At 68.8% G+C, this 22,124-nt stretch carries 22 protein-coding genes and 1 pseudogene; 10 read left to right on the plus strand and 13 right to left on the minus strand.

All coding sequences use genetic code 11. The features are described 5' to 3' along the window. Positions 1-15: 15 nt before the first annotated feature. Entirely contained in the window at positions 16-825 is an 810-nt protein-coding gene (locus N415_RS10200) for an enoyl-CoA hydratase (RefSeq protein ID WP_068127110.1), read from the minus strand. A gap of 24 nt (positions 826-849) precedes the next feature. Continuing rightward, positions 850-1,563 carry a GAP family protein gene (locus N415_RS10205; RefSeq protein WP_068180505.1) on the minus strand — a complete coding sequence of 238 codons (714 nt, stop codon included), beginning with the start codon at positions 1,561-1,563 and terminating at the stop codon, positions 850-852. 340 nt (positions 1,564-1,903) lie between these two features. Between N415_RS10205 and N415_RS10210 the strand changes: the two genes are divergently transcribed. Beyond that, complete coding sequence (locus N415_RS10210) at positions 1,904-3,346, plus strand: condensation domain-containing protein (RefSeq protein WP_239645493.1); 1,443 nt, start codon at positions 1,904-1,906, stop codon at positions 3,344-3,346. Here N415_RS10210 and trxA read toward each other — a convergent pair. Further along, positions 3,343-3,732 (minus strand): thioredoxin, encoded by a 390-nt coding sequence (gene trxA, locus N415_RS10215; protein ID WP_255342521.1) that lies wholly within the window; start codon positions 3,730-3,732, stop codon positions 3,343-3,345. The two genes, N415_RS10210 and trxA, sit on opposite strands and share 4 nt — an antisense overlap. Positions 3,733-3,909: 177 nt before the next feature. Between trxA and N415_RS10220 the strand changes: the two genes are divergently transcribed. Further along, positions 3,910-4,989: a PE family protein gene (locus N415_RS10220; RefSeq protein ID WP_068180511.1), complete on the plus strand. Its 1,080-nt coding sequence runs from the start codon at positions 3,910-3,912 to the stop codon at positions 4,987-4,989. An 85-nt stretch (positions 4,990-5,074) separates the two neighbouring features. After that, the gene (locus tag N415_RS10225; RefSeq protein ID WP_068180514.1) at positions 5,075-6,904 is read left to right on the plus strand and encodes an acyl-CoA dehydrogenase; all 1,830 of its coding nucleotides are present in this window, start codon (positions 5,075-5,077) and stop codon (positions 6,902-6,904) included. 52 nt (positions 6,905-6,956) lie between these two features. Here N415_RS10225 and N415_RS32620 read toward each other — a convergent pair whose 3' ends face one another. Next, positions 6,957-7,127: a hypothetical protein gene (locus N415_RS32620; protein ID WP_231982174.1), complete on the minus strand. Its 171-nt coding sequence runs from the start codon at positions 7,125-7,127 to the stop codon at positions 6,957-6,959. Between N415_RS32620 and N415_RS10230 the strand changes: the two genes are divergently transcribed. After that, complete coding sequence (locus N415_RS10230; RefSeq protein WP_239645494.1) at positions 7,117-7,752, plus strand: DUF5666 domain-containing protein; 636 nt, start codon at positions 7,117-7,119, stop codon at positions 7,750-7,752. The genes N415_RS32620 and N415_RS10230 overlap by 11 nt on opposite strands. 78 nt (positions 7,753-7,830) lie before the next feature. Beyond that, on the plus strand, positions 7,831-8,577 hold the full coding sequence (locus tag N415_RS10235) for a DUF5666 domain-containing protein (protein WP_193376426.1): 747 nt from the start codon (positions 7,831-7,833) through the stop codon (positions 8,575-8,577). Between the two features lie 15 nt (positions 8,578-8,592). On the opposite strand, the gene N415_RS10240 is transcribed toward N415_RS10235, so the two are convergent. The 7 genes and pseudogenes from N415_RS10240 to N415_RS10270 form a co-directional block, all read right to left on the minus strand. After that, positions 8,593-8,940 carry a metal-sulfur cluster assembly factor gene (locus N415_RS10240; RefSeq protein WP_066929521.1) on the minus strand — a complete coding sequence of 116 codons (348 nt, stop codon included), beginning with the start codon at positions 8,938-8,940 and terminating at the stop codon, positions 8,593-8,595. Next, positions 8,921-9,404, minus strand: a pseudogene (gene sufU, locus N415_RS10245) (Fe-S cluster assembly sulfur transfer protein SufU); the annotation flags it as partial. The gene N415_RS10240 and the pseudogene sufU, both read right to left, overlap by 20 nt. Then, the gene (locus N415_RS10250; protein WP_068180517.1) at positions 9,401-10,636 is read right to left on the minus strand and encodes a cysteine desulfurase; all 1,236 of its coding nucleotides are present in this window, start codon (positions 10,634-10,636) and stop codon (positions 9,401-9,403) included. The gene N415_RS10250 and the pseudogene sufU, both read right to left, overlap by 4 nt. 1 nt (position 10,637) lies before the next feature. Further along, on the minus strand, positions 10,638-11,420 hold the full coding sequence (gene sufC / locus N415_RS10255) for a Fe-S cluster assembly ATPase SufC (protein WP_067148242.1): 783 nt from the start codon (positions 11,418-11,420) through the stop codon (positions 10,638-10,640). Beyond that, positions 11,417-12,574, minus strand: coding sequence for a Fe-S cluster assembly protein SufD (gene sufD / locus N415_RS10260; RefSeq protein WP_068180520.1), 1,158 nt, complete (start codon positions 12,572-12,574; stop codon positions 11,417-11,419). The genes sufC and sufD overlap by 4 nt, the downstream gene beginning before the upstream one ends. Further along, on the minus strand, positions 12,571-14,013 hold the full coding sequence (gene sufB, locus N415_RS10265; RefSeq protein ID WP_068180521.1) for a Fe-S cluster assembly protein SufB: 1,443 nt from the start codon (positions 14,011-14,013) through the stop codon (positions 12,571-12,573). The genes sufD and sufB overlap by 4 nt, the downstream gene beginning before the upstream one ends. Next, positions 14,010-14,801 carry a metalloregulator ArsR/SmtB family transcription factor gene (locus tag N415_RS10270; protein ID WP_068180523.1) on the minus strand — a complete coding sequence of 264 codons (792 nt, stop codon included), beginning with the start codon at positions 14,799-14,801 and terminating at the stop codon, positions 14,010-14,012. Before N415_RS10270 ends, sufB begins: the two co-directional genes overlap by 4 nt. 56 nt (positions 14,802-14,857) lie before the next feature. Here N415_RS10270 and mptB point away from each other — a divergent pair, with 56 nt between their 5' ends. From mptB to N415_RS10290, 4 genes are all read left to right on the plus strand, one after another. After that, positions 14,858-16,558, plus strand: coding sequence for a polyprenol phosphomannose-dependent alpha 1,6 mannosyltransferase MptB (gene mptB, locus N415_RS10275; protein WP_068180526.1), 1,701 nt, complete (start codon positions 14,858-14,860; stop codon positions 16,556-16,558). Beyond that, positions 16,555-17,508, plus strand: coding sequence for an ABC transporter ATP-binding protein (locus tag N415_RS10280; RefSeq protein WP_152531317.1), 954 nt, complete (start codon positions 16,555-16,557; stop codon positions 17,506-17,508). Before mptB ends, N415_RS10280 begins: the two co-directional genes overlap by 4 nt. Positions 17,509-17,585: 77 nt before the next feature. Beyond that, positions 17,586-18,296, plus strand: coding sequence for an ABC transporter permease (locus N415_RS10285; protein WP_231981933.1), 711 nt, complete (start codon positions 17,586-17,588; stop codon positions 18,294-18,296). A 154-nt stretch (positions 18,297-18,450) separates the two neighbouring features. Continuing rightward, positions 18,451-19,380, plus strand: a complete 930-nt coding sequence (locus N415_RS10290; RefSeq protein WP_239645496.1) for a heme A synthase — start codon at positions 18,451-18,453, stop codon at positions 19,378-19,380. On the opposite strand, the gene N415_RS10295 is transcribed toward N415_RS10290, so the two are convergent. Next, positions 19,330-19,971 (minus strand): hypothetical protein, encoded by a 642-nt coding sequence (locus N415_RS10295; RefSeq protein ID WP_068180535.1) that lies wholly within the window; start codon positions 19,969-19,971, stop codon positions 19,330-19,332. The genes N415_RS10290 and N415_RS10295 overlap by 51 nt on opposite strands. 19 nt (positions 19,972-19,990) lie before the next feature. Here N415_RS10295 and N415_RS10300 point away from each other — a divergent pair, with 19 nt between their 5' ends. After that, a complete protein-coding gene (locus tag N415_RS10300) occupies positions 19,991-20,965 on the plus strand; it encodes a quinone oxidoreductase (protein WP_068180537.1) in 975 nt (324 codons plus the stop codon). Between the two features lie 148 nt (positions 20,966-21,113). On the opposite strand, the gene N415_RS10305 is transcribed toward N415_RS10300, so the two are convergent. Next, positions 21,114-22,043, minus strand: coding sequence for a heme o synthase (locus N415_RS10305; protein WP_068180540.1), 930 nt, complete (start codon positions 22,041-22,043; stop codon positions 21,114-21,116). Positions 22,044-22,124: the final 81 nt, after the last annotated feature.

Raw genomic sequence — 22,124 nt, forward strand, 5'->3', positions numbered from 1 at the left:
TCCCTTGTGTGCTGGTTATTTGTCGTCGGTGAAAACCGGTGGCCGCTTCTCCGCGCGCGCGGCAACCGCTTCCTCGAAGTTGGCGGTGAGCAGGCGGACGAAGAGCTGTCCTAGGCCTTCGGCTTGCATGTGCCCCTCCAGGCTACCGGCGTCGAGTCCACTCCACAGCGTGCGCTTGGTCAACTCGATTCCCGGGCGCGAGAACGCGGCGATCCGCGCGGCGATCGCGTAGCAGGTGTCCAGCAGCTGGGCGTCGGGCACTTGGCAGGACACCAGCCCGATGCGCTCGGCCTCCTCGGCGCTGATGTCGCGGCCGGTCAGCATGATCTCGAACGCGCGCGACGACCCGATGGCCCTGGGCAGCAGGTAGGACAGCCCCAGTTCGCTGGCGGTCAGTCCGTTGTTGATGCCCGCGGCCCGGAAGTAGGCACTGGTCGAGGCGACCCGGATGTCGGCGGCCAGGGCCAGGCACAGCCCGCCGCCGATGGCGGGGCCGTTGACTGCGGCGATCACCGGTTGGTGCAACCGCCGCAGCCCCAGGATCACGTCGTCGAGCAGCTCCATCGACCTCAGCGCGTACGTCGGGCGGGTCAGCCCGGCGACGTGCGGCACCGTGCCTGCGGACTTGTGATCGGCGCCCGAGGAGAACCCTCGGCCCGCCCCGGTCAGCACCACGACGCGCACGGAATTGTCGTAGGTGACCTTCTCGAGGGCCTCTTTCAGCGGCACCATGACGTCGAAGGCCATGGAGTTCATCCGTTCGGGCCGATTGAGGGTTATCAGCGCGACTCCGGGCCGCGGTTGCTCTACCAGTACCAGGCTCACCCGTGAAAGGTAACGCGTGCTGGGTCAGACGTGGCCCAGGCCGGTCGTCATCAGGAAAACGCCCAGGACCGCCACCACGATCCCGAGGACCGCCCGCCTGCGGGCCTGCACCCAGTCGTGCACGCGCGACATCGTCGCACCGGTCCGGGCCGGCGCCGCCAAATGGCAGACCAGCGGGATTTCAGCAAACGCCAGGCCCACCAGCGTGTACGCCGCGGCGGCGCTGATTTGGGTGCCCAGGGCGGCCCCGGAGGCCAGGATGACGGTGAGCGCCGCCAGGTAGCGGAAGTCGGTCGTCAACCCCACCCCGACGAGGAAGGTGATCCACGGCGGGCCGGCCTGCAGCGCCTGCAGGGCGCGCGCCGATATCCGCGAGAATGCCGTGGGTTCGGCCTGGTGAAGGGGGGCGCCGGCGGGCACCGCCACCGGGCGGCGCACCGAACCACCAATCGCGATCGACGCGGCGATCACCAGCGCGAGCACGCCCATCGCGACCTGAATCCGCCCCGCTGTGGAACTCGAGGTGGCGACCTCCACCCGATCCATCACCCCGAGCGCGACGTCGTGCAACCCGACGAGCGCGCCTAGGGCCAGGGCCACGCCGACCGCCAGCCCGCCCAGCCAGAGGGCAACAAGATGGAGCACGGGCCGTCGCCGCGAACACAGCAGGAGGGCGACGCCGAGTCGTCCCGGGTCTACCCCCGCGACCAGTGCCAATGCCAGCACCGTGCCCCACATGGGCGCGACTCTACCGGGAACGGGCAGGGTCGCGTTCGTACTTCGGGGCGATTGCGCCGCGGCCCCGCGGGTCGGGTTTCGGTACGCGACCGTACGTTAAATGTCGTCGAAACGCCCCACGGCGCTTGGTTTGGTCTGCTATCTTTAGCCACCATTGGGCGCGTGTCAGCTACGGCCCGTTGAGATGTCTTGCGCGGGCGACAAAAGCAGGGCACTGGCGCTCAAATGTGCTGTCCCGCAACCGGATCCGGCCAGTGGAGGTAGGAACGCCGTTCGGCAAAGCAATGGTAGAGCTATGAATCCGCTGTGTCCAGGCGATGAAGCAGACTAGGGAGGGAATGTGTTCATCCCAGGCGAAGAGGCGTTCGGGGCAATCCATGACTGGTTGCCAGACCCGGGGGCGGTCGTGTGCTGGCATCCTTCGCCGGCCTCGCTCAACAAGGTCCGGCAAGCCCCGGTAAGCGCCGTCCCGGCCAGCCACCAACAAGCCCGCCACCTGCGCAATTTCGTTGACCACGCCGCCCGCGGGCTCGACATGTCGAGGCTGTGCATCGGCAGCTGGGACATGGCCGGCCGCTGCGACATCCGGGTCCTGACCTACGTCATCAACACGCATCTTCGCCGGCATGACACGTATCACAGCTGGTTCGAGTTTGCCGACGGTGACCGGATTTTGCGACACACGGTTGGCAATCCGGCCGATATCCAATGCGTTCCGGTCAAGCACGACGACATGACGCCGGAGGAATTTCGCGAGCACATCGTGGCAACGCCGAGCCCGTTGGAATGGGATTGCTTCCGCTTTGCGGTAATCCAGCGCGCGGACCACTTCACCTTCTGCTTCAGCATCGACCATCTCTACATCGACGCGCAGTTTCTCGGCGCGATCCGCATGGAGCTGTATCTGATGTATACCTCGCTGCTGGCCGGCGGCGCGCCGCCGGCGCTTCCGGCCGCGGGCAGCTACGAGAAATACTGTGTCCAGCAACACGAATACACCTCGGCCCTGACGCTGGATTCCCCGCAGGTGCAGGCCTGGGTGGACTTCTTCGAACAAAATGACGGCACCCTGCCGGAATGCCCGGTGTCGCTGGGCGACGGGTCGGGGGCCTGCGACCTGATGTTCGTCCGGCTGATGGACGAACATCAGACGGCCGATTTCGAAGACGCGTGCATAGCAGCGGGCGGCCGCTTCAGCGGCGGCGTGTTTGCGTCCGCGGCCCTCGCGCAGTACGAATTGACCGGCGCCGAAACGTATTACGGGCTTGTCGCCTGTGACACCCGCGGCTCTCGGGACGAGTTCCTGACGATCGGTTGGTTCACCGGCTTCGTCCCGATCACCATCCCCGTCGGCTCGTCATCGTTCGGTGCCGCCGTGCGCGCCGCGCAGCAGTCGTTCGATTCGGGCAAGGCCCTGGCGAACGTGCCGTTCTCTCGCGTGCTGGAACTGGCGCCGTGGCTGCGGATGCCGCAAGGGCGCGTTCCGTTGTTGTTCCACCTCGACGCCAGCAGCCCTCCCCTGTCCACCATCGTGAAGTCGGAGTGGGGCGGTTCCAACATCAAGATCCATCACGACGGCGGGGTCCCGGCTCGATTCGACTTACGCGTCAACCGGTATGAAAAGGAAACGCACGCGATGGTGTTTTTCCCCGACAACCCGGTCGCCCGCGAGTCGGTTACGCGTTACCTCGAGACGCTGAAGTCGATTTACCTCCGCGTCGCCGAAGGCCGCGGCGGGGCGCCGCTGTGGGACGTCGCCGCGCTGCAGCGGCAACTGGTTTAGGCCTGCTCAGCCTGGGCGGCCTCGGCCGCCTCGATGTCGAAGGCCTTGATTTGCTGGACCAGGTCCTCCAGGGCCGCCGCCGGTAGCGCGCCGGCCTGGTTGAACAGCAGCTTGCCCTTCTTGAAGGCCATCAGCGTGGGGATGGACCGGATCTGGGCGGCCGCCGCGAGCTGTTGCTCGGCCTCGGTGTCCACCTTGGCGTAGACGATGTCGGGATGCTTCTCCGAGGACGCCTGGAACGTCGGGGCGAACTGGCGGCATGGGCCGCACCAGGAGGCCCAAAAGTCGACCAGCACGATGTCGTTGCCCTCGATGGTCTCGTTGAACTGCTCAGCAGTGAGATCGCGTGTAGTCACAGTGCGCTTAACGTTGGTAACTGACGTGATGTTCCCGCGTTTGCTCTCACCTGGGCAGCAATCCAAGCCGCGGGCCCGAAATACGACGCGAGTCGCCTGCCTGAGCCATCAAATCCACCCCGACGGCAGCAAACAATTTCGTACTCCACAGCTGCTGAATACGCGATAGGATTCTGCAGTCGCTGACGCATCACCGGGAGGTGCGGGATGTCATTTCTGGTCGCGGATACGGAGTTGGTGTCAGGGGCAGCCGGGAATCTCGCCCGGATTGGTTCGGCAATTAACGAGGTCAATTCCGCGGTGGCGGCCCAGACGACCTCAGTGCCTGCCGCCGCGGCCGATGAGGTGTCCGCCGCAATCGCCGCGGTGTTCGACGCGCACGGCCAGAGCTATCAGGCGCTCAGCGCCGAGATCGCTGCGTTTCACGACCAATTCGTGCAAAACCTGCTCGGCGGCGCCGCAGCGTACGCCGCCACCGAAGCCGCCGGCACCAACCCCCTCAAGCCGCTGTTTGACCTGATCAACGAGCCGACCCGGCTGCTGCTCGGCCGGCCCCTGATCGGCAACGGGAACAACGGCGCTACGCCCGGCGCGAACGGCGAGGCCGGCGGAATCTTGTTCGGCAACGGCGGGCGTGGCGCGGATGGCAACGGCGGGCAGGCTGGCGGCCGGGGCGGCGACGCGGGCCTCTTCGGTTTCGGTGGGGCCGGCGGTGTGGGTGGGCTGGGAGCGAACGGGGGCGCCGGCGGCACTGGCGGTCTGTTCTTCGGCGGCGGCGGCGCCGGGGGCGCCAGCGGCGGCGGCGGTGGCTCCGGCGGCCTCGGCGGCTCCGCATTGTTGTTCGGAGCAGGCGGCGCCGGCGGTACTAGCCCTAACGGAATGGGAGCCGGCGGGGCTGGCGGCAACGGCGGCCTTCTGTACGGAAACGGAGGCGACGGCGGCGGCACCTCCCTCGGCGTTGCCGGCAACGGCGGTAGGGCCTACTTGTTCGGCCAAGGCGGCACCGGCGGACTCGCATCCAACGCCGGCCAGGCCGGAGCCGGCGGCACCGGCGGGTTTTTCGTCGGCAGCGGCGGTGACGGTGGCGCCGCCCCGATGGGCGGCATCGGTGGGCAGGGTGGCCAGGCCGGGTTGATCGGCAATGGCGGAGCAGGAGGCAACGCCAACATCAACGGCGGCAACGGCGGCAACGCCATTTTGATCGGCAACGGCGGGGCCGGCGGTCATCCCAATGGCACCGGCGGCCAGCGCGGGCTGCTGTTCGGCGTAAACGGCGCGCACGGGTAGCGGTAGCGGCCCCTACTTACGGTTGCGTACGTTTTCCCGCGTCCGACAGACTTGGCGCTGACGTATCGGGCGGGAGGGAACCGCGTTGGGGCACTACATCGCAAACGTCCGCGATCTCGAGTTCAACCTGTTCGAGGTTCTCGAACTGGGCGCCGTGCTCGGCACCGGGAGCTACAGCGACCTCGACGAGGACACCGTCCGAACGATCCTGTCCGAGGCCGCTCGCCTGGCGGAGGGTCCGGTTGCGGAGTCGTTCGCGGCCGCCGACCGCAACCCGCCGGTGTTCGACCCGGCCACACACTCGATCAGCGTGCCGGACGAGCTGGCCAAGACGGTCCAGGCGATCAAGGACGCCGAATGGTGGCGGCTGAACCTGGACGAGGAGATCGGCGGCATGTCGGCGCCGGCGCCGCTGGTGTGGGCGGTCAACGAGATGATTATCTGCGCTAACCCGTCGGCGAACTTCTTCTGCCTGGGCTACTTCATGGCCCAGGCGCTTTTCGTCGAGGGCAACGAAGAGCAAAAGCGTTGGGCCGCAATGGGTGTGGAGCGCGGTTGGCAGGCCACCATGGTGCTCACCGAGCCCGACGCCGGATCCGACGTCGGGGCGGGCCGCGCCAAGGCCACCCAACAACCCGACGGCACCTGGCACATCGAGGGCGTCAAGCGGTTCATTTCCGGCGGCGACGTGGGCGAGACGGCCGAGAACATCTTCCACCTCGTGCTGGCCCGGCCGGAGGGCGCCGGCCCGGGCACCAAGGGATTGAGCCTGTTCTATGTGCCGAAGTATCTGTTCGACCCCGAAACGTTCGAACTGGGTTCCCGCAACGGCGTTTTCGCCACCGGGCTGGAACACAAGATGGGCATCAAGTCCTCGCCGACGTGCGAATTGACCTTTGGCGACGGCGACGTGCCCGCCGTCGGCTACCTCGTCGGCGACGTGCACAACGGGATCGCGCAGATGTTCACCGTGATCGAGCAGGCCCGCATGACGATCGGGGTGAAGGCCGCGGGCACCCTTTCCACGGGCTACCTGAACGCGCTGGCGTTTGCCAAGGAGCGCGTGCAAGGAGCCGACCTCACCCAGATGACCGACAAGACCGCGCCGCGTGTCACGATCATGCACCACCCCGACGTACGTCGCAGCCTGATGACCCAGAAGGCGTACGCCGAGGGGCTGCGGGCGCTTTACATGTATGCCGCCGCGCATCAGGATCCTGATGTGGCACAACGGGTTTCGGGTGCCGACGCCGACATGGCGCACCGCATCGACGACCTGCTGCTGCCGATCGTCAAGGGGGTGAGCTCGGAGCGGGCCTATGAGGTTCTGACCGAATCGCTGCAGACGCTGGGGGGCTCGGGCTTCCTGGTCGACTACCCGCTCGAGCAGTACATCCGCGACTCCAAGATCGATTCGCTCTACGAGGGCACCACCGCGATCCAGGCGCTCGACTTCTTCTTCCGCAAGATCGTTCGCGACCACGGACAGGCCCTGCAGTTTGTGGTGGCGCAGATCAGCAACACCATCGACGCCTGCGACGGCGACCTGAAACCGCTGGCCGAGTTGCTGCAGACCGCGCTGGACGAGGTCACCGCGATGACGGCCGCGCTGACCGGCTACCTGATGTCGGCCACGCAGCACCCGACCGAGATTTACAAGGTGGGGCTGGGATCGGTGCGCTACCTCCTCGCGGTCGGCGACCTGCTCATCGGCTGGCGGTTGCTAGTGCAGGCCGGCATCGCCCACGCCGCACTGTCCGACGCGCCCTCCGCGAGCGACAAGAGCTTCTATCAGGGCAAGATCGCGACGGCGAAGTTCTTCGCCAAGAACATGCTGCCCCGGCTGACCGCGCAGCGCAGGGTCCTCGAATCCATCGACGACGACATCATGCGGGTCTCCGAAGACGCGTTCTGACGCTTCACAGTTCCGGCACAGCTCGAGCGGGTACACCTTTTCGTGGTCCAACTCACGAATGGGGGAAAACGTTGATATCAGCAAGCTGTCCCGCTCCTCGACTCACCCGCTTCGCCATCCTCGCCGTCACGGGGGCCGCCGCGCTGTCCGTCGCCGCCTGCGGTTCGTCGAACCAGTCGGCTCCGACGTCGACATCCACCTCCACGTCGACGGTGACCTCCACCGCCACCTCGCAGGCACCGCCCCAGGGCGAGGCCAAGGTGAGCGGGCTGATCGCGTCGGTCGCCGGCAACTCGATCCAGGTCACGAAAGAAGACAACAGCAACGCCGCAATCAACTTCACGTCCACAACCAAGATCACCGAGGTCGCTCCGGCCACGCTGAGCGACGTCACCCAGGGCAGCTGCGTCACTGTGCGGCCAACCAAGGAGATCCAGAGCGGGCAGCCGGCCACCGCGGCGTCGGTCCGCGTCAGCCCCTCCGTCAACGGCACCTGCCCTCCGGCCAAAGGGTCCGGTCAGGGTTCGACCACCACGCCGCCGCCTTCCGGCTCACCGTCGCCGGCGCCCGCCAAGCCAAAGCCGTTGCTGGGCTCGGTCGCGTCGGTGACCGGTAACACCATCACCGTCGCGGGCACCGACGCCAGCGGTAACAGCACGCAGACGCCCGTGACCGTCGACGATCAGACCAAGTACTCCAAGCTGGCGACCGCCACGCCCGACGCGATCGCACAGGGCAAGTGCATCAACGCGCGCGGCAGCCTGGACAACGGCGGCACGCTGCAGGCGACCAGCATCAACGTGCGGGCGGCCGTCGACGGGAAGTGCCCGGGCAAGCCGCGCGGGTGATCCCGGTTACGGGAGAGTGAATGTTCGGGTGCGAGCGGGTACCCCGCTCCCACCCGCCTCACGATCGGAGCCGCGTCGATGTCTGCCAGCACGGTGAAGCCTCGGCTGGCCCAGATCGCGCTCGTCACGGTCGTGGCTTTCATCGCGCTGAGCGTCGCCATGTGCCACTCGGGTGGCACGGCAAGCAACACCGGCACCACCGCGAAACCGACCGTGACGGCGACCCCGCGGAGCCCGGCCGCCGACCCGGTGCCGCCGCCGGCCCCCGCTCCGCCGCCTCCCGCCAAGGATTACGTCGAGGGCCTGGTCCAGTCGGTGTCCGGCGGCACGATCCAGCTCAGGACACGGACCGGGTCGGCCACGGTGGACTTCACGCCGCAGACCAGGGTCGTCGAGACCTCGCCGGCCCAGCTCGCCGACGTCACCCCCGGCAGCTGCGTCAACGTGCGCGCCACCCCACAGAGCGCGCCCACCCCCGGCGCGGTCACCGCCCAATCGGTGACGGTCACCCCGGCCGTCGACGGCAAGTGCCCGCCGCCGGCCGGGTTCTACGGCACGGTCAGCTCGGTCTCCGGCAACACCATCGCGGTCAGCGGTATCGGTCCCCAACCGACGCCCACGAACGTGACGGTCGCGGACACGACGTCCTACCAGAAGCAGACGGCTTCGGACGCCCAGGCGATCACGAACGGAAAGTGCATGGGGGCGCAGGGAACTCAGGACGCCGGCGTGCTGCACGCGATGACCATCAGCCTGGAGACGTGCCCGCCGATGGGGCATCCGCACCACCACCTGCACCTGCCCCACCTCCCCTTCCACCTGTAAAGGGGCGCGCGGGACTCAGACGGTGAAGCCGAGGGCGCGCAGCTGCTCGCGACCGTCCTCGGTGATCTTGTCGGGTCCCCACGGCGGGTTCCACACCCAGTTGATCCGCAGGTCGTCGACCAGACCGCTGCCGACCAGCGCGCTGCGCGACTGGTCCTCGATGACGTCGGTCAGCGGGCAGGCCGCCGACGTCAACGTCATGTCGATCAGGGCGACGGTTCCCTCGTCGCCCTCCTCCACGTTGAGGCCGTAAACCAGGCCGAGATCGACGACATTGATGCCCAATTCGGGGTCGACGACGTCGCGCATCGCCTCCTCGACGTCGGCGAGGAACTCGTCGTTCGGTGCGGTGGTTTCGCTCATTTTTGGTCCTCCTCGAAGCCTGCGCTGGCCTGAGCCAGGGCGTCCTTGAAAGCCATCCAGCCGAGCAGTGCGCACTTCACTCGCGCCGGATATTTTGCGACGCCGGCGAACGCGACCCCGTCGCCCAACACGTCCTCGTCACCGTCGATCGTGCCGCGCGAGGACACCATCTCGCTGAACGCGGTGGTGGTCTTGAGTGCCTCCCCGACGCTGCGGCCGATCACCTGCTGGGTCAGCACTGACGTCGACGCCTGGCTGATCGAGCAGCCCTGCCCGTCGTACGAGACGTCGGTGATGGTTTCACCGTCGTCGGACAGCGCAACCCGCAGGGTGATCTCGTCACCGCAGACGGGGTTGACGTGGTACACCTGCGCGCCGAACGGCTCCCGCAGCCCCCGGTGCTGCGGGTGCTTGTAGTGATCGAGGATCACGTCCTGATAGATCTGTTCGAGGCGCAACGTCATTCTCTCCCAAAGAAATCCAGCGCGCGTCGCACGCCGGCCACCAGTCGCTCGACCTCGTCGTGGGTGTTGTAGACCGCGAACGACGCCCGCGCGGTGGCCGCCACGCCGAACCGGCGGTGCAACGGCAACGCGCAGTGGTGGCCCACCCGCACCGCCACGCCGTCGTCGTCGAGCACCTGGCCGACGTCGTGGGCATGCACGCCGTCGACGACGAACGCCACCGGGGAGCCCCGGTTCTCCATCGACGTCGGCCCGACGATGCGCAGGCCTTCGATGCCGGACAGGCCGTCGATGGCCGCGGCGACCAGCTCGCGTTCGTGGGCCTCCACCGCGTCCATGCCGATGGCGTCGAGATAGCGTGCGGCGGCTGCCAATCCGACCACCTGGGAGGTCATCGGGGTGCCGGCCTCGAAGCGCTGCGGCGGCGCCGCGTAGGTGCTGACCTCCATGGCGACCGTCTCGATCATCGAACCGCCGGTGAGAAACGGCGGCGCGGACGACAACAGCTCGCCACGCCCGTACAGCACGCCGATCCCGGTGGGGCCCAGCATCTTGTGGCCGGAGAACGCGGCGAAGTCGACGTCGAGCGCATGGAAATCGACCGGCCGGTGCGGCACCGACTGGCAGGCGTCCAGCACGGTCAGCGCGCCCACGGCCTTGGCGCGCCCGACCAGCTCGCCCACCGGCGCGACGGCGCCGGTGACGTTCGAATGGTGGCTGAACGCAAGCACTTTGACTCGCTCGTCGAGTTGCAGCGAGTCGAGATCGATGCGCCCGTCATCCGTGACGCCGTACCAGCGCAACGTCGCCCCGGTGCGCCGGGCCAGCTCCTGCCACGGGACCAGGTTGGCGTGGTGCTCGAGCTCGGTTGTCACGATGACATCGCCGGACCCGACGGCGTGCTCGAAACGGTTGTCGCCCAGCACGTATGAAACCAGGTTGAGCGCCTCGGTGGCGTTCTTGGTGAACACCAGCTCGTCGGCGTCGGCGCCCACGAAGGCCGCGATGTCGGACCGCCCCTGCTCGTAGGCGTCCGTAGCCTCCTCCATCAGCTGGTGCGCCCCGCGATGCACCGCGCCGTTGGAGGTCAGCAGAAATTCCCGCTCGGCGTCGAGCACCTGCAGCGGACGCTGCGAGGTCGCGCCGGAGTCCAAGTACGCCAACTGGTTTCCCCCGCGCATGATGCGCTTGAGGATCGGGAAGTCGGCACGGATGGCCGCGAGGTCCAACATCTCAGGCCCCGGTGGCCGCCGCTTGGGAGAAGCGCACATATCCGTTCTGCTCGAGTTCGTCGGCCAGCTCCGGACCGCCGGACTCGGCGATGCGGCCGCCCACGAACACGTGCACGTACTCCGGGTGGATATAGCGCAGGATGCGGGTGTAGTGCGTGATCAACAGGATTCCGCCGTGCTCGGTCTCGGCGTAGCGGTTCACGCCGTCGCTGACCACCCGCAGCGCGTCGACGTCCAGCCCCGAGTCGGTCTCGTCGAGGATCGCGATCTTGGGCTTGAGCAGCTCCAGCTGCAGGATCTCGTGACGCTTCTTCTCGCCGCCGGAGAAACCCTCGTTGACGCTGCGCTCGGCGAAGACGGGATCGATCTCGAGGGACGTCATCGCCCCCTTGACCTCTTTGACCCAGTGGCGCAGCTTCGGGGCCTCGCCGCGGATGGCCGTCGCGGCCGAGCGCAGGAAGTTCGACACCGACACCCCGGGCACCTCGACGGGGTACTGCATCGCGAGAAATATCCCGGCACGCGCGCGCTCGTCGACGCTCATCGCCAGCACGTCCTCGCCGTCCAGCGTGATCGACCCGGAGGTGACGCGGTACTTGGGGTGACCGGCGATCGCGTAGGACAGCGTCGACTTGCCGGACCCGTTGGGGCCCATCAGCGCATGCGTCTCACCGGATTTCACCGTCAGGTCCACGCCCTTGAGGATGGGGATCTCGCGCTCGCCCTCGGCGGCGTTGGGGTCGTCGACGCTGACGTGCAGGTCTTTGATTTCCAGGGTCGTCATGATGTGGTTGTTTTCTCCGTAATGGCCAGTTCGTGTTCGATGGCTGCGGTCAGGCGTTCGCGTACCTCGGGCACCGCGATCTTCGAGATGATCTCCCCGAAGAACCCGCGGACCACCAGGCGGCGGGCCTGATCCTCCGGGATGCCGCGCGAACGCAGGTAGAACAGTTGCTCGTCGTCGAAACGCCCGGTGGCGCTGGCGTGTCCGGCGCCGGCGATCTCGCCGGTCTCGATCTCGAGGTTGGGCACCGAGTCGGCGCGCGCGCCGTCGGTGAGCACCAGGTTGCGGTTCACCTCGAAGGTGTCGGTGCCGGTGGCTTCGGCGCGGATCAGCACGTCGCCCACCCAGACCGTGTGCGCGTCGGGCAGCGCGGACTCCGGATCCCCTTGCAGCGCACCCTTGTACAGCACGTTCGACTTGCAGTCGGGCCGCGCGTGGTCCACCAGCAGCCGCGACTCGAGGTGCTGGCCGTCGTCGGCGAAGTACAGGCCCAGCAACTCGGCGTCCCCTCCGGGACCGGAAAATCGCACGTTGGCCGACATCCGCACCACCTCACCGCCCAGCGTGACGGTGACGTGCCGCAGCACCGAGTCCTTGCCCAGCCTGGCGTGATGCGCGCTCAGGTGCACCATGTCGTCGGCCCAGTCGGCGATCCACACGACCGTCAGCCGGGCGGCGTCGTCGACGACGAATTCGACGTTGTCGGCATAGGTTCCGCCGCCGCGCTGGTCGATGACCACCACCGCCTCGCCGAGCTCTTCCACGCGGATCTGCAGATGCCCGTAGGCCACGGCGCCATCACCGGGGCCGGTGACGGTGATGTTGATCGGCTCGGCGATCCGGGTGTCCCGGCCGACGGTGACGACGGTCGCGGAATTGAAGGACGAAAATGCTTGAGCGGCAACGCGATCGGCGGGGGCACCGCCCTGGCCGAGCCGCTCGTCGCCGCGGCGGACGATCTCGACCTGCACGCCGGGCCGCTGGTCGACGGCGATCTCGGCGCGGCCGGTGGCCTTTGCGGAACCGTCGTGCAGGCCGCGCAGCCGCCGCAGCGGCGTGAAGCGCCACAGCTCGTCGCGGCCGTGCGGAACCTCGAAGGCGTCAACGTCGAAGGACGCGAAGAGCTCGCCTTTATTCAGAGCAGTAGCGGTCATCCGACCGCGCCCTCCATCTGCAGCTCGATCAGCCGGTTGAGCTCCAGCGCGTACTCCATCGGCAGCTCTTTGGCGATCGGCTCGACGAAGCCGCGCACCACCATCGCCATCGCCTCGTCCTCGGTCAGCCCGCGGCTCATCAGGTAGAACAGCTGGTTTTCGCTGACCTTCGACACCGTGGCCTCGTGGCCCATGGTGACGTCGTCCTCGCGGATGTCGACATAGGGGTAGGTGTCGCTGCGGCTGATCGTATCGACCAGCAGCGCATCGCATTTCACGCTCGAGCGCGATCCGTGCGCGCCCTTGTTCACCTGCACCAGGCCGCGGTAGGAGGTGCGGCCGCCGCCGCGGGCGACCGACTTGGACACGATGTTGCTCGAGGTGTTGGGCGCCAGGTGCAGCATCTTGGCGCCGGTGTCCTGGTGCTGGTCCTCGCCGGCGAACGCCACCGAAAGCACCTCGCCCTTGGCGTGCTCGCCGGTCATCCAGACCGCCGGGTACTTCATCGTCACCTTGGAGCCGATGTTGCCGTCGACCCACTCCATGGTGGCGCCGGCCTCGGCGCGGGCCCGCTTGGTGACCAGGTTGTAGACGTTGCCCGACCAGTTCTGGATTGTCGTGTAACGGCAACGGCCACCGGGCTTTACGATGATCTCCACCACCGCGGAGTGCAGCGAATCCGACTTGTAGATCGGAGCGGTACAGCCCTCGATGTAGTGGACGTAGGCATTCTCGTCGACGATTATCAGCGTGCGTTCGAACTGGCCCATGTTCTCGGTGTTGATCCGGAAGTAGGCCTGCAGCGGGATGTCGACGTGCACGCCCGGCGGCACGTAGATGAACGAGCCCCCGCTCCACACCGCGGTGTTCAGCGCGGAGAACTTGTTGTCCCCCGCCGGGATCACCGTGCCGAAGTACTCCTTGAAGACCTCGGGATGCTCCCGCAGGCCCGTGTCGGTGTCGAGGAAGATAACCCCTTGCGCCTCAAGGTCTTCCCGGATCTGGTGGTAGACCACCTCGGACTCATACTGGGCCGCGACGCCCGCCACCAGCCGCTGCTTCTCCGCCTCCGGGATGCCCAGCCGGTCGTAGGTGTTGCGGATGTCCTCGGGGAGGTCATCCCAGGTTGCGGCCTGCTTCTCGGTGGAACGCACGAAGTACTTGATGTTGTCGAAGTCGATGCCCTCGAGGTTGGAGCCCCAGTTCGGCATGGGCTTGCGCTCGAAGATGCGCAGCGCCTTGAGCCGGGTCTGCAGCATCCACTCGGGCTCGTTCTTCTTCGCCGAGATGTCGCGCACCACCGCCTCGGACAGTCCGCGCTGCGCGCTGGCGCCCGCGACGTCGGAGTCCGCCCAGCCGTAGCCGTACCGCCCCAGCGAGGCGATCGCCTCCTCCTGGGTCAGCGGCTGGGCAGGGGCCCTGTCGGCCTCAAGGGTCATAACGACGCTCCTTCGGTGTTCGTGGTGTCGCGACGTGGGCTGGCCGCCGGAACCGTGAGTGGTACATGGGTGGTGCAGGCGCAGTTTCCGTTGACGATGGTCGCCAACCGCTGCACGTGGGTTCCGAGCACCTCGGCCATGGCCTGCTGCTCGGCTTCACACAACTCGGGAAATTCCTCGGCGACGTGGGACACCGGGCAGTGGTGCTGGCAGATCTGCACACCGTGGATCGGCCCGCCCACCCGCGTCGTGGTCGCGACGTAACCGGCCTTGGTCAGCGCGCCGGCGACCCGCTCGGCCGCCGCCTCGACCTCGGCGTCGTCGCCGCTGTCGGCCGCCTCGACCCCGGCCAGGATCGCGTCGATGCGCCGCCGGGCGAAGGTGCGGACGGCGCCCTCGCCGCCGATCTCCCGCAGCTGGCGCATGGCCGCCGCGGCCAGGTCGTCGTAGGCGTGGTCGAGCTTGGCCCGGCCGGCCCCGGTCAGCCGGAAGCGCTTGGCGGGGCGCCCACGGCCTACCTGCTGCCATGGCTCGGCGGCCACCGACTCGGCGTCACCCGCCTCGATCAGCGCGTCGAGGTGACGCCGCACGCCGGCGGGCGTCAGCCCGAGCCGATCCCCGATCTCGACGGCGGTGATCGATCCGGATTCCAGCAGCAGGCGCACGATGGCGCGGCGGGTGTGACCGTCCGGCACCGCGGCGCCGACGGGAGCCACGGGCGCCTCATCGAGGCTGGTTCGGATTTTCACAACACCAGTGTGACGCAATTCCGGGGATCGGTCCACCAAGGGTCCCCTGTCTGCGCGTTGCGCTGGTCACAAGGGCGTGCCGCTACGCTGCTCTGATGGCAGCCCGCCACCACACGCTGAGCTCGTCGATCGCCAGCCTGCACGGCGACGAGCAAGCGGTGGGTTCGCCGCTGAACGATACCGAGCTCACCGCGCTGCAGCGCACCCGCCTGTTCGGCGCCACCGGCACCGTCCTGATGGCGATCGGCGCGCTGGGCGCCGGGGCGCGGCCCGTCGTACAGGACCCGACATTCGGGGTCCGGCTGCTCAACCTGCCGTCGCGCATCCAGACGGTGTCGCTGACGATGACGACGACGGGCGCGGTGATGATGGCGCTGGCCTGGCTGATGCTGGGGCGGTTTGCGCTGGGCAACCGGAAAATGTCGCGCGGGGACCTGGACCGCACCCTGCTGCTGTGGACGCTGCCGCTGCTGATCGCGCCGCCGATGTACAGCAAGGACGTCTACTCGTACCTGGCCCAGAGCCAGATCTCGCTGGAGGGGCTCGACCCCTACAAGGTGGGCCCGGCGTCCGGGCTGGGCCTCGGCCACGTGTTCACGCTGTCGGTGCCGACGCTGTGGCGCGAGACGCCCGCACCGTACGGCCCGTTGTTCCTGTGGATCGGGCGCGGCATCTCGGCGCTGACCGGGGAGAACATCGTCGCCGCCGTGCTGTGCCACCGGATCGTGGTGCTGATCGGGGTCGGCCTGATCGTGTGGGCCACCCCGCGGCTGGCCCGGCGCTGCGGCGTCGCCGAGGTGAGCGCCCTGTGGCTGGGGGCCGCCAATCCGCTGCTGATCATGCACCTGGTCGCCGGCGTCCACAACGAGGCGCTGATGCTCGGGCTGATGCTGGCCGGCGCCGAGTTCGCGCTGCGCGGCATCGACTCTCCGCGACTGCTGCCCACCTCGTGGCGGCCGGGCCCGAGCTGGGAGCCGTTGGGGATGCTGCTGGCGGGCGCGATTCTGATCACCCTGTCCTCGCAGGTGAAGCTGCCGTCGCTGCTGGCGCTCGGATTCGTCACGATGGCGCTGGCCTACCGCTGCGGCGGCAACCTGCGCGCGCTGCTGCTGGCGGGCGGTGGGATGGCGGCGCTGGCACTGGCCGTGATGGCCCTGGTCGGCTGGGCCAGCGGGCTGGGATTCGGCTGGATCTACACGCTGGGCACCGCCAACGTGGTGCGCAGCTGGATGTCGCCGCCGACGCTGCTGGCCCTGGGTACCGGGCAGGTGGGCATCCTGCTGGGCCTCGGCGATCACACCACCGCCGTGCTGGGGCTGACCCGTGGCATCGGCGTGCTAATCATCATGGTGCTGGTGGCCTGGTTGCTGGTGGCCGTCTTCCGCGGGCGGCTGCACCCGATCGGCGGCCTGGGTGTCGCGCTGGGCATCTGCGTGTTGCTGTTCCCGGTGGTGCAGCCGTGGTATCTGCTGTGGGCCATCATCCCGCTGGCCGCGTGGGCGACGCGCCCAGGCTTCCGGGTGGCGGTGATCGTCATCACCCTCGTCGTCGGCATCTTCGGTCCGACGGCCAATGGCGACCGTTTCGCCCTCTTTCAGATCGTGGACGCCACGCTGGCCAGCAGCCTGATCGTGGCGGTGCTCATCGCGTTGACCTACACCCGTCTGCCGTGGCGCCAACTGCGGCCGACGGGCCCGGAAACCAACGGCCAGACGGCCGTCACGCTGCCCGCCGAGCCCCCCAGGACCGCCCCTCGCTCCGAGGCGGCACCCGACGCCTACGCTGATTCCACGTGAGCCCGCTCCCCGAAACGCCCGACACTGTCGTGCGGTTGCGCGGGGTCACCAAGCAATACGGGTCCGGCGCGGCCGCCGTCGAGGCCGTCTCGAACCTCGATCTGGAGGTGCACGCCGCCGAGGTGCTGGCCCTGCTCGGGCCCAACGGCGCCGGTAAGACCACGACGGTCGAGATGTGCGAGGGCTTCGCGCGTCCCGACGCCGGCACGATCCGGGTGCTCGGCCTGGACCCCGTCGCCGACAACGCGCGCCTGCGCGCGCGGATCGGGGTGATGCTGCAGGGCGGCGGCGGCTATCCCGCGGCGCGGGCGGGCGAAATGCTCAACCTGGTGGCCGCCTACTCCGCCGACCCGCTGGACCCGGCATGGCTGCTGGACACCCTCGGCCTCACCGACGCCGCCCGCACCACCTACCGGCGGCTCTCCGGCGGGCAGCAGCAACGGCTGGCGCTGGCCTGTGCGCTGGTCGGCCGGCCCGAGCTGGTGTTCCTCGACGAGCCCACCGCCGGCATGGACGCCCACGCCCGGTTGCTGGTCTGGGAGCTCATCGACGCGCTACGCCGCGACGGCGTGACCGTGCTGCTGACCACGCACCAGCTCAAGGAGGCCGAGGAACTCGCCGATCGGCTGGTGATCATCGACCACGGGGTGACGGTAGCGTCGGGCACCCCGACCGAACTGATGCGCGCGGGCGCCAAGGACCAGCTGCGGTTCACCGCGCCGCCGCGCCTCGACCTGTCCCTGCTGGCGTCCGCGCTGCCGGAGGACTACAAGGCCACCGAGGTGACACCGGGCGAGTACCTGGTCGAGGGCCCGGTCGACCCGCAGGTGCTGGCAACCGTCACGGCGTGGTGCGCACAAATCGACGTGCTGGCCACCGACATGCGCGTCGAGCAACGCAGCCTCGAGGACGTCTTCCTCGACCTCACCGGCAGGAAGCTACGGCCGTGACTCATTCACGGACCCAGTCGAACACCTTCCCCGCGGGGACCTTCAAACCCGACCCGCGCCCCAGCCCCGTGCCGCGGATGCTCGCGGCGCAGTTCGGCCTGGAACTCAAGCTGCTGCTGCGCAACGGCGAGCAATTGCTGCTGACCATGTTCATCCCGATCACGCTGTTGGTGGGGCTGACCCTGCTGCCCTTCGGCGACTTCGGCCGCAACCGCGCGGCCACGTTCGTCCCGGTGATCATGGCCCTCGCGGTGATCTCGACCGCCTTCACCGGGCAGGCCATCGCCGTCGCGTTCGATCGCCGCTACGGCGCGCTGAAACGGCTCGGGGCCACCCCCCTGCCGGTCTGGGGCATCATCGCCGGAAAGTCGCTGGCGGTCGTCACGGTGGTGTTCCTGCAGGCAATCCTGTTGGGCGCCATCGGTTTTGCGCTCGGCTGGCGGCCCGCGCCCGCGGCGTTGCTGTTGGGCGCGGCCGTCATCGCGCTGGGCACCGCCGGCTTCGCGGCGCTTGGGCTGTTGCTCGGCGGGACGCTGCGCGCCGAGATCGTGCTCGCGGTGGCCAACCTGATGTGGTTCGTCTTCGCCGGCCTGGGCGCGCTCACTCTGGAAACCAGGATGATCCCGCCGGTGGTGAAATGGCTTTCCCGGCTCACCCCGTCGGGCGCGCTCACCGAGGCCCTCTCCCAGGCGATGACGCTGTCGGTGGACTGGTTCGGAGTCGTCGTGCTGGCGGTGTGGGGCGCGCTGGCCGCGCTGGCCGCCCGGCGCTGGTTCCGCTTTACCTAACGGACCCGCGCTGAGGTCGCCGAGATTGCCGCCATGGTCGCGGGTCGCGCCCATTCACAGCCATGGCGGCAATTTCGGCGCAACGGGCCCGTACTACAGACCGTAGTTTTTGTTGGCTTACCATCGGGCGGTGCTACGACGAACGCTGCGGCGGTTGGTGGACCTGCTCCCCGACCCCAGCCTGCGCGCCCAGCGCGTCGTCGCCGCCCTCGTCATCCTCACGCAAGGCGGCATCGCGGTCACCGGCGCGATCGTGCGCGTCACCGCCTCGGGGCTGGGCTGCCCCACCTGGCCGCAGTGCTTTCCCGGCAGCTTCACCCCGGTCGCGGTGGCCGAGGTGCCACGGATCCACCAGGCCGTCGAGTTCGGCAACCGGATGATCACCTTCGCCGTGGTGATCACCGCGGCGTTGGCCGTGCTGGCCGTGACCCGCGCGCGCCGGCGCACCGAGGTCCTGGTCTACGCGTGGCTGATGCCGGTGTCGACGGTGGTGCAGGCGGTGATCGGCGGCATCACCGTGCGCACCGGGTTGCTGTGGTGGACCGTCGCCGTGCACCTGCTGACGTCGATGACGATGGTGTGGCTGTCGGTGCTGCTCTACGTCAAGGTGGGCGAGCCGGACGATGGCGTGATCCACTACGCGGTGGCGCGGCCGCTGCGCGGGCTGACCGCGCTGAGCGCGGTGAACCTGGCGGCGGTGCTGGTCACCGGCACGCTGGTGACCGCCGCCGGCCCGCACGCCGGCGACCGCAGCCCCAGCCGCACGGTGCCCCGGCTGAAGGTCGAGATCACCACGCTGGTGCACGCCCATTCGTCGCTGCTGGTCTCCTACCTGGCGCTGCTGGTCGGGCTCGGCTTCGGGCTGCTGGCGGTGGGCGCGACCCGGGCGATCCGGCTGCGGCTGGGCGTGCTGGTCGCGCTGGTGTGCGCGCAGGCCGCGGTCGGGACCACCCAGTACTACACCGGGGTGCCCGCCGCCCTGGTCGCGGTGCACGTGGCCGGCGCGGCCGCCTGCACGGCGGCGACGGCGGCGCTATGGGCGTCGACGCGACAACGGACCGAGGCCCAGCCGCTCGCAGGCTGACTCCACGGCGAGGGCGAACTCGCGCTGGGCCCGCCCGCGGGTGTCGGCGTCAAGCTGCGACCAGCCCAGCGACGGCGCCACCAGGTCGAGCCCCACCAGCCGGTCCCCCGCCAGGTCGGCGCGCGCGTAAAGCAGCTCGCGCGAGCCGATTCCGGCGCGTTGCGCCGCCGACGCGATGGCGGCGTATCCGAGGTCCCACGACTCGAACTCCGGCTCGACCGGCCACGCGTGCGACCGCTGCCCGCCGATGAATACCAGCGCCGACCGAGCCGTCCCGCCCGTCAGCACCGGTACCCCGTCGTCCTCGAGGTCGCGCAGGTACCGCTCGCCGAGGTTCCACGCGACCGCGTCGGGCGGGTTGAGCAGGTGGCGCACCCGGCGGATCCAGGCCAGGAAGTCGTCGCGTGGTTCGGGGGCGCGGCGCAGGATCACCAGGTCGGCGCCGACGGTCCGCGGGTCGTCCCAGGGCAACCAGCGCGCGTGCAGCGCGCGGGTTCGCAGCGCGGGCACCAGCCCCGCATCGTCGGGGTGTCGGGGATCACCCGCCAGCACGATGCGCGGATGGAAGACGTCCGGGCGGGCCAGCTTCATGCCCGGGCATGATATCCACATGCACGCAATCGAAATCAGCGAAACCGGTGGTCCCGAAGTCCTGCGGTATGTCGACGTCCCCGAGCCCACGCCCGGCCCCGGCGAACTCTTGATCAAGGCCGAGGCGATTGGCGTCAACTACATCGACACCTATTTCCGCTCGGGGCAGTACCCGCGCGAGGTGCCGTTCATCCTCGGCCAGGAGACCGCCGGCACCGTCGTCGCCACGGGCGACGGGGTCGACGATTTCAGCGAGGGCGACCGGGTGGGCACCGCCGCGGCCTCGGGCGCCTACGCCGAATTCGCCACCGCCCCAGCGGCTTTGACCGCGAAGGTGCCGGATGGCGTGACGTCCGAGGTGGCCGCCTCGGTGATGCTCAAGGGCCTGACCGCGCACTACCTGCTGAAGTCGGTGTATCCCGTCAAAAGCGGTGACACCGTGCTGGTGCACGCGGGCGCCGGCGGGGTCGGGCTGATCCTGACCCAGTGGGCCACCTTGCTCGGGGCGCGGGTCATCACCACCGTCTCCACGCCGGAGAAGGAGCGGATGTCCAAGGAGGCCGGCGCCGCCGAGGTGCTCTCCTACCCCGACGACCCAGGCGAATTCGGCCAGAAGATCCGCGAATTGACGGGGGGCGAAGGGGTGGCCGCGGTATACGACGGCGTCGGCGCGACGACTTTCGACGCCAGCCTGGCCAGCCTGGCGGTCCGGGGCACCCTCGCGCTGTTCGGCGCCGCCAGCGGACCCGTCCCGCCGTTCGACCCGCAGCGCCTCAACGCCGCGGGGTCGGTGTTCTTGACCCGGCCGTCGCTGGCGCACTTCATCCGCACCGGCGACGAATTCCATTGGCGCGCAGGCGAACTGTTCGACGCGATCGCCAGCGGCGGCATCACCATCGAGGTGGGCGGCCGCTATCCGCTCGCCGAAGCGGCGCGCGCACACCAGGACCTGCAGGGCCGCAAGACGACGGGCTCGATCGTGCTGCTGCCATAACGGTTCGGCGCACCTATCACAGCAGCCCCAAAAGGGAAGGGGTCGACGTTTTGCCCGCCTCGCAGCGACACCTCTTCCACCACAAAGGTTGTCGCTGTGAGGCGGGCACAAAGGGTGCCGCCTCGCGGAGAGACGGGTGTGACCGGTGCTACAGCAGCGTCGGCAGCGCGATCACCGAGTCGACCGCCAGCGCGCAGAACACCACCGCGAGGTAGTTGTTCGACTGCAGGAACAGCCGCAGCGGCTTGACCGGCTCGCCGGCGCGCACACCGGCGTACAGCTGATGCGCCATCGCCAGGAACCACACCCCGGCCAGCAGGGCGACCGTAGCGTAGAGCCAGCCGGTGGCCAGCGCCAGCGCCAGCGTCGCGAGCACGGTCAGCCAGGTGTAGATCAGGATCTGCTTGGTGACCTGACGTTCGGTCGCCACCGCGGGCAGCATCGGGACGCCGGCCGCCTTGTAGTCGTCCTTGTACCGCATCGCCAAGGCCCAGGTGTGCGGCGGCGTCCAGAAGAAGATGATCGCGAACATCACCAGCGCCGGCCAGGAGATGGTGCCGGTGACCGCGGACCAGCCGATCATCACCGGCATGCAGCCCGCCGCCCCGCCCCATACGACGTTTTGCGACGTGCGGCGCTTGAGCAACAGCGTGTAGACGAACACGTAGAACGCGATGGTGGCCACGGCCAGTAGCCCGGACAGCAGGTTGGTCGTCCACCAGAGCCAGAAGAACGAGCCCACGCTGAGCACCAGCCCCAGGACCAGGGCGTTTCGCGTCGGCACCGCGGCGCGCGCCAACGGCCTGCGCGCAGTGCGCTTCATCACCTTGTCGATGTCGGCGTCGGCCACGCAGTTGAGCGTGTTGGCGCCGCCGGCGGCCAGCATCCCGCCGATCAGCGTGTTGAGGATCAGCAGCGGGTTCACGGTGCCGCGGTGGGCGAGCAGCATCGCCGGGATCGCGGTGACGAGCAGCAACTCGATGACCCGCGGCTTGGTGAGCGCCAGGTACGCCAGGACCGTGCCTTGCACCCGGCCCGGTGCCTCTCGACTCGGCGCGACGCGCCCGCGAACGCTCACGCAATAACTCCTCGGGGTCGCAGCAGCGCGCAGCATCTACTACGCACGATGGTAGACCGCGTGCCGGCGGCCGCCTGCCCG

Source organism: Mycobacterium sp. UM_CSW, assembly GCF_000455205.1.
GTDB lineage: Bacteria > Actinomycetota > Actinomycetes > Mycobacteriales > Mycobacteriaceae > Mycobacterium.

What these genes read in the sequence shown, in the direction of transcription:
- N415_RS10205 (WP_068180505.1), bottom strand. Translation starts at nt 1,563, where the DNA reads ATGTGGGGCACGGTGCTGGCATTGGCACTGGTCGCGGGGGTAGACCCG.
- N415_RS10220 (WP_068180511.1), top strand. Translation starts at nt 3,910, where the DNA reads ATGTCATTTCTGGTCGCGGATACGGAGTTGGTGTCAGGGGCAGCCGGG.
- N415_RS10235 (WP_193376426.1), top strand. Translation starts at nt 7,831, where the DNA reads ATGTCTGCCAGCACGGTGAAGCCTCGGCTGGCCCAGATCGCGCTCGTC.
- N415_RS10240 (WP_066929521.1), bottom strand. Translation starts at nt 8,940, where the DNA reads ATGAGCGAAACCACCGCACCGAACGACGAGTTCCTCGCCGACGTCGAG.
- N415_RS10250 (WP_068180517.1), bottom strand. Translation starts at nt 10,636, where the DNA reads ATGTTGGACCTCGCGGCCATCCGTGCCGACTTCCCGATCCTCAAGCGC.
- sufC (WP_067148242.1), bottom strand. Translation starts at nt 11,420, where the DNA reads ATGACGACCCTGGAAATCAAAGACCTGCACGTCAGCGTCGACGACCCC.
- sufD (WP_068180520.1), bottom strand. Translation starts at nt 12,574, where the DNA reads ATGACCGCTACTGCTCTGAATAAAGGCGAGCTCTTCGCGTCCTTCGAC.
- sufB (WP_068180521.1), bottom strand. Translation starts at nt 14,013, where the DNA reads ATGACCCTTGAGGCCGACAGGGCCCCTGCCCAGCCGCTGACCCAGGAG.
- mptB (WP_068180526.1), top strand. Translation starts at nt 14,858, where the DNA reads ATGGCAGCCCGCCACCACACGCTGAGCTCGTCGATCGCCAGCCTGCAC.
- N415_RS10285 (WP_231981933.1), top strand. Translation starts at nt 17,586, where the DNA reads ATGCTCGCGGCGCAGTTCGGCCTGGAACTCAAGCTGCTGCTGCGCAAC.
- N415_RS10295 (WP_068180535.1), bottom strand. Translation starts at nt 19,971, where the DNA reads ATGAAGCTGGCCCGCCCGGACGTCTTCCATCCGCGCATCGTGCTGGCG.
- N415_RS10300 (WP_068180537.1), top strand. Translation starts at nt 19,991, where the DNA reads ATGCACGCAATCGAAATCAGCGAAACCGGTGGTCCCGAAGTCCTGCGG.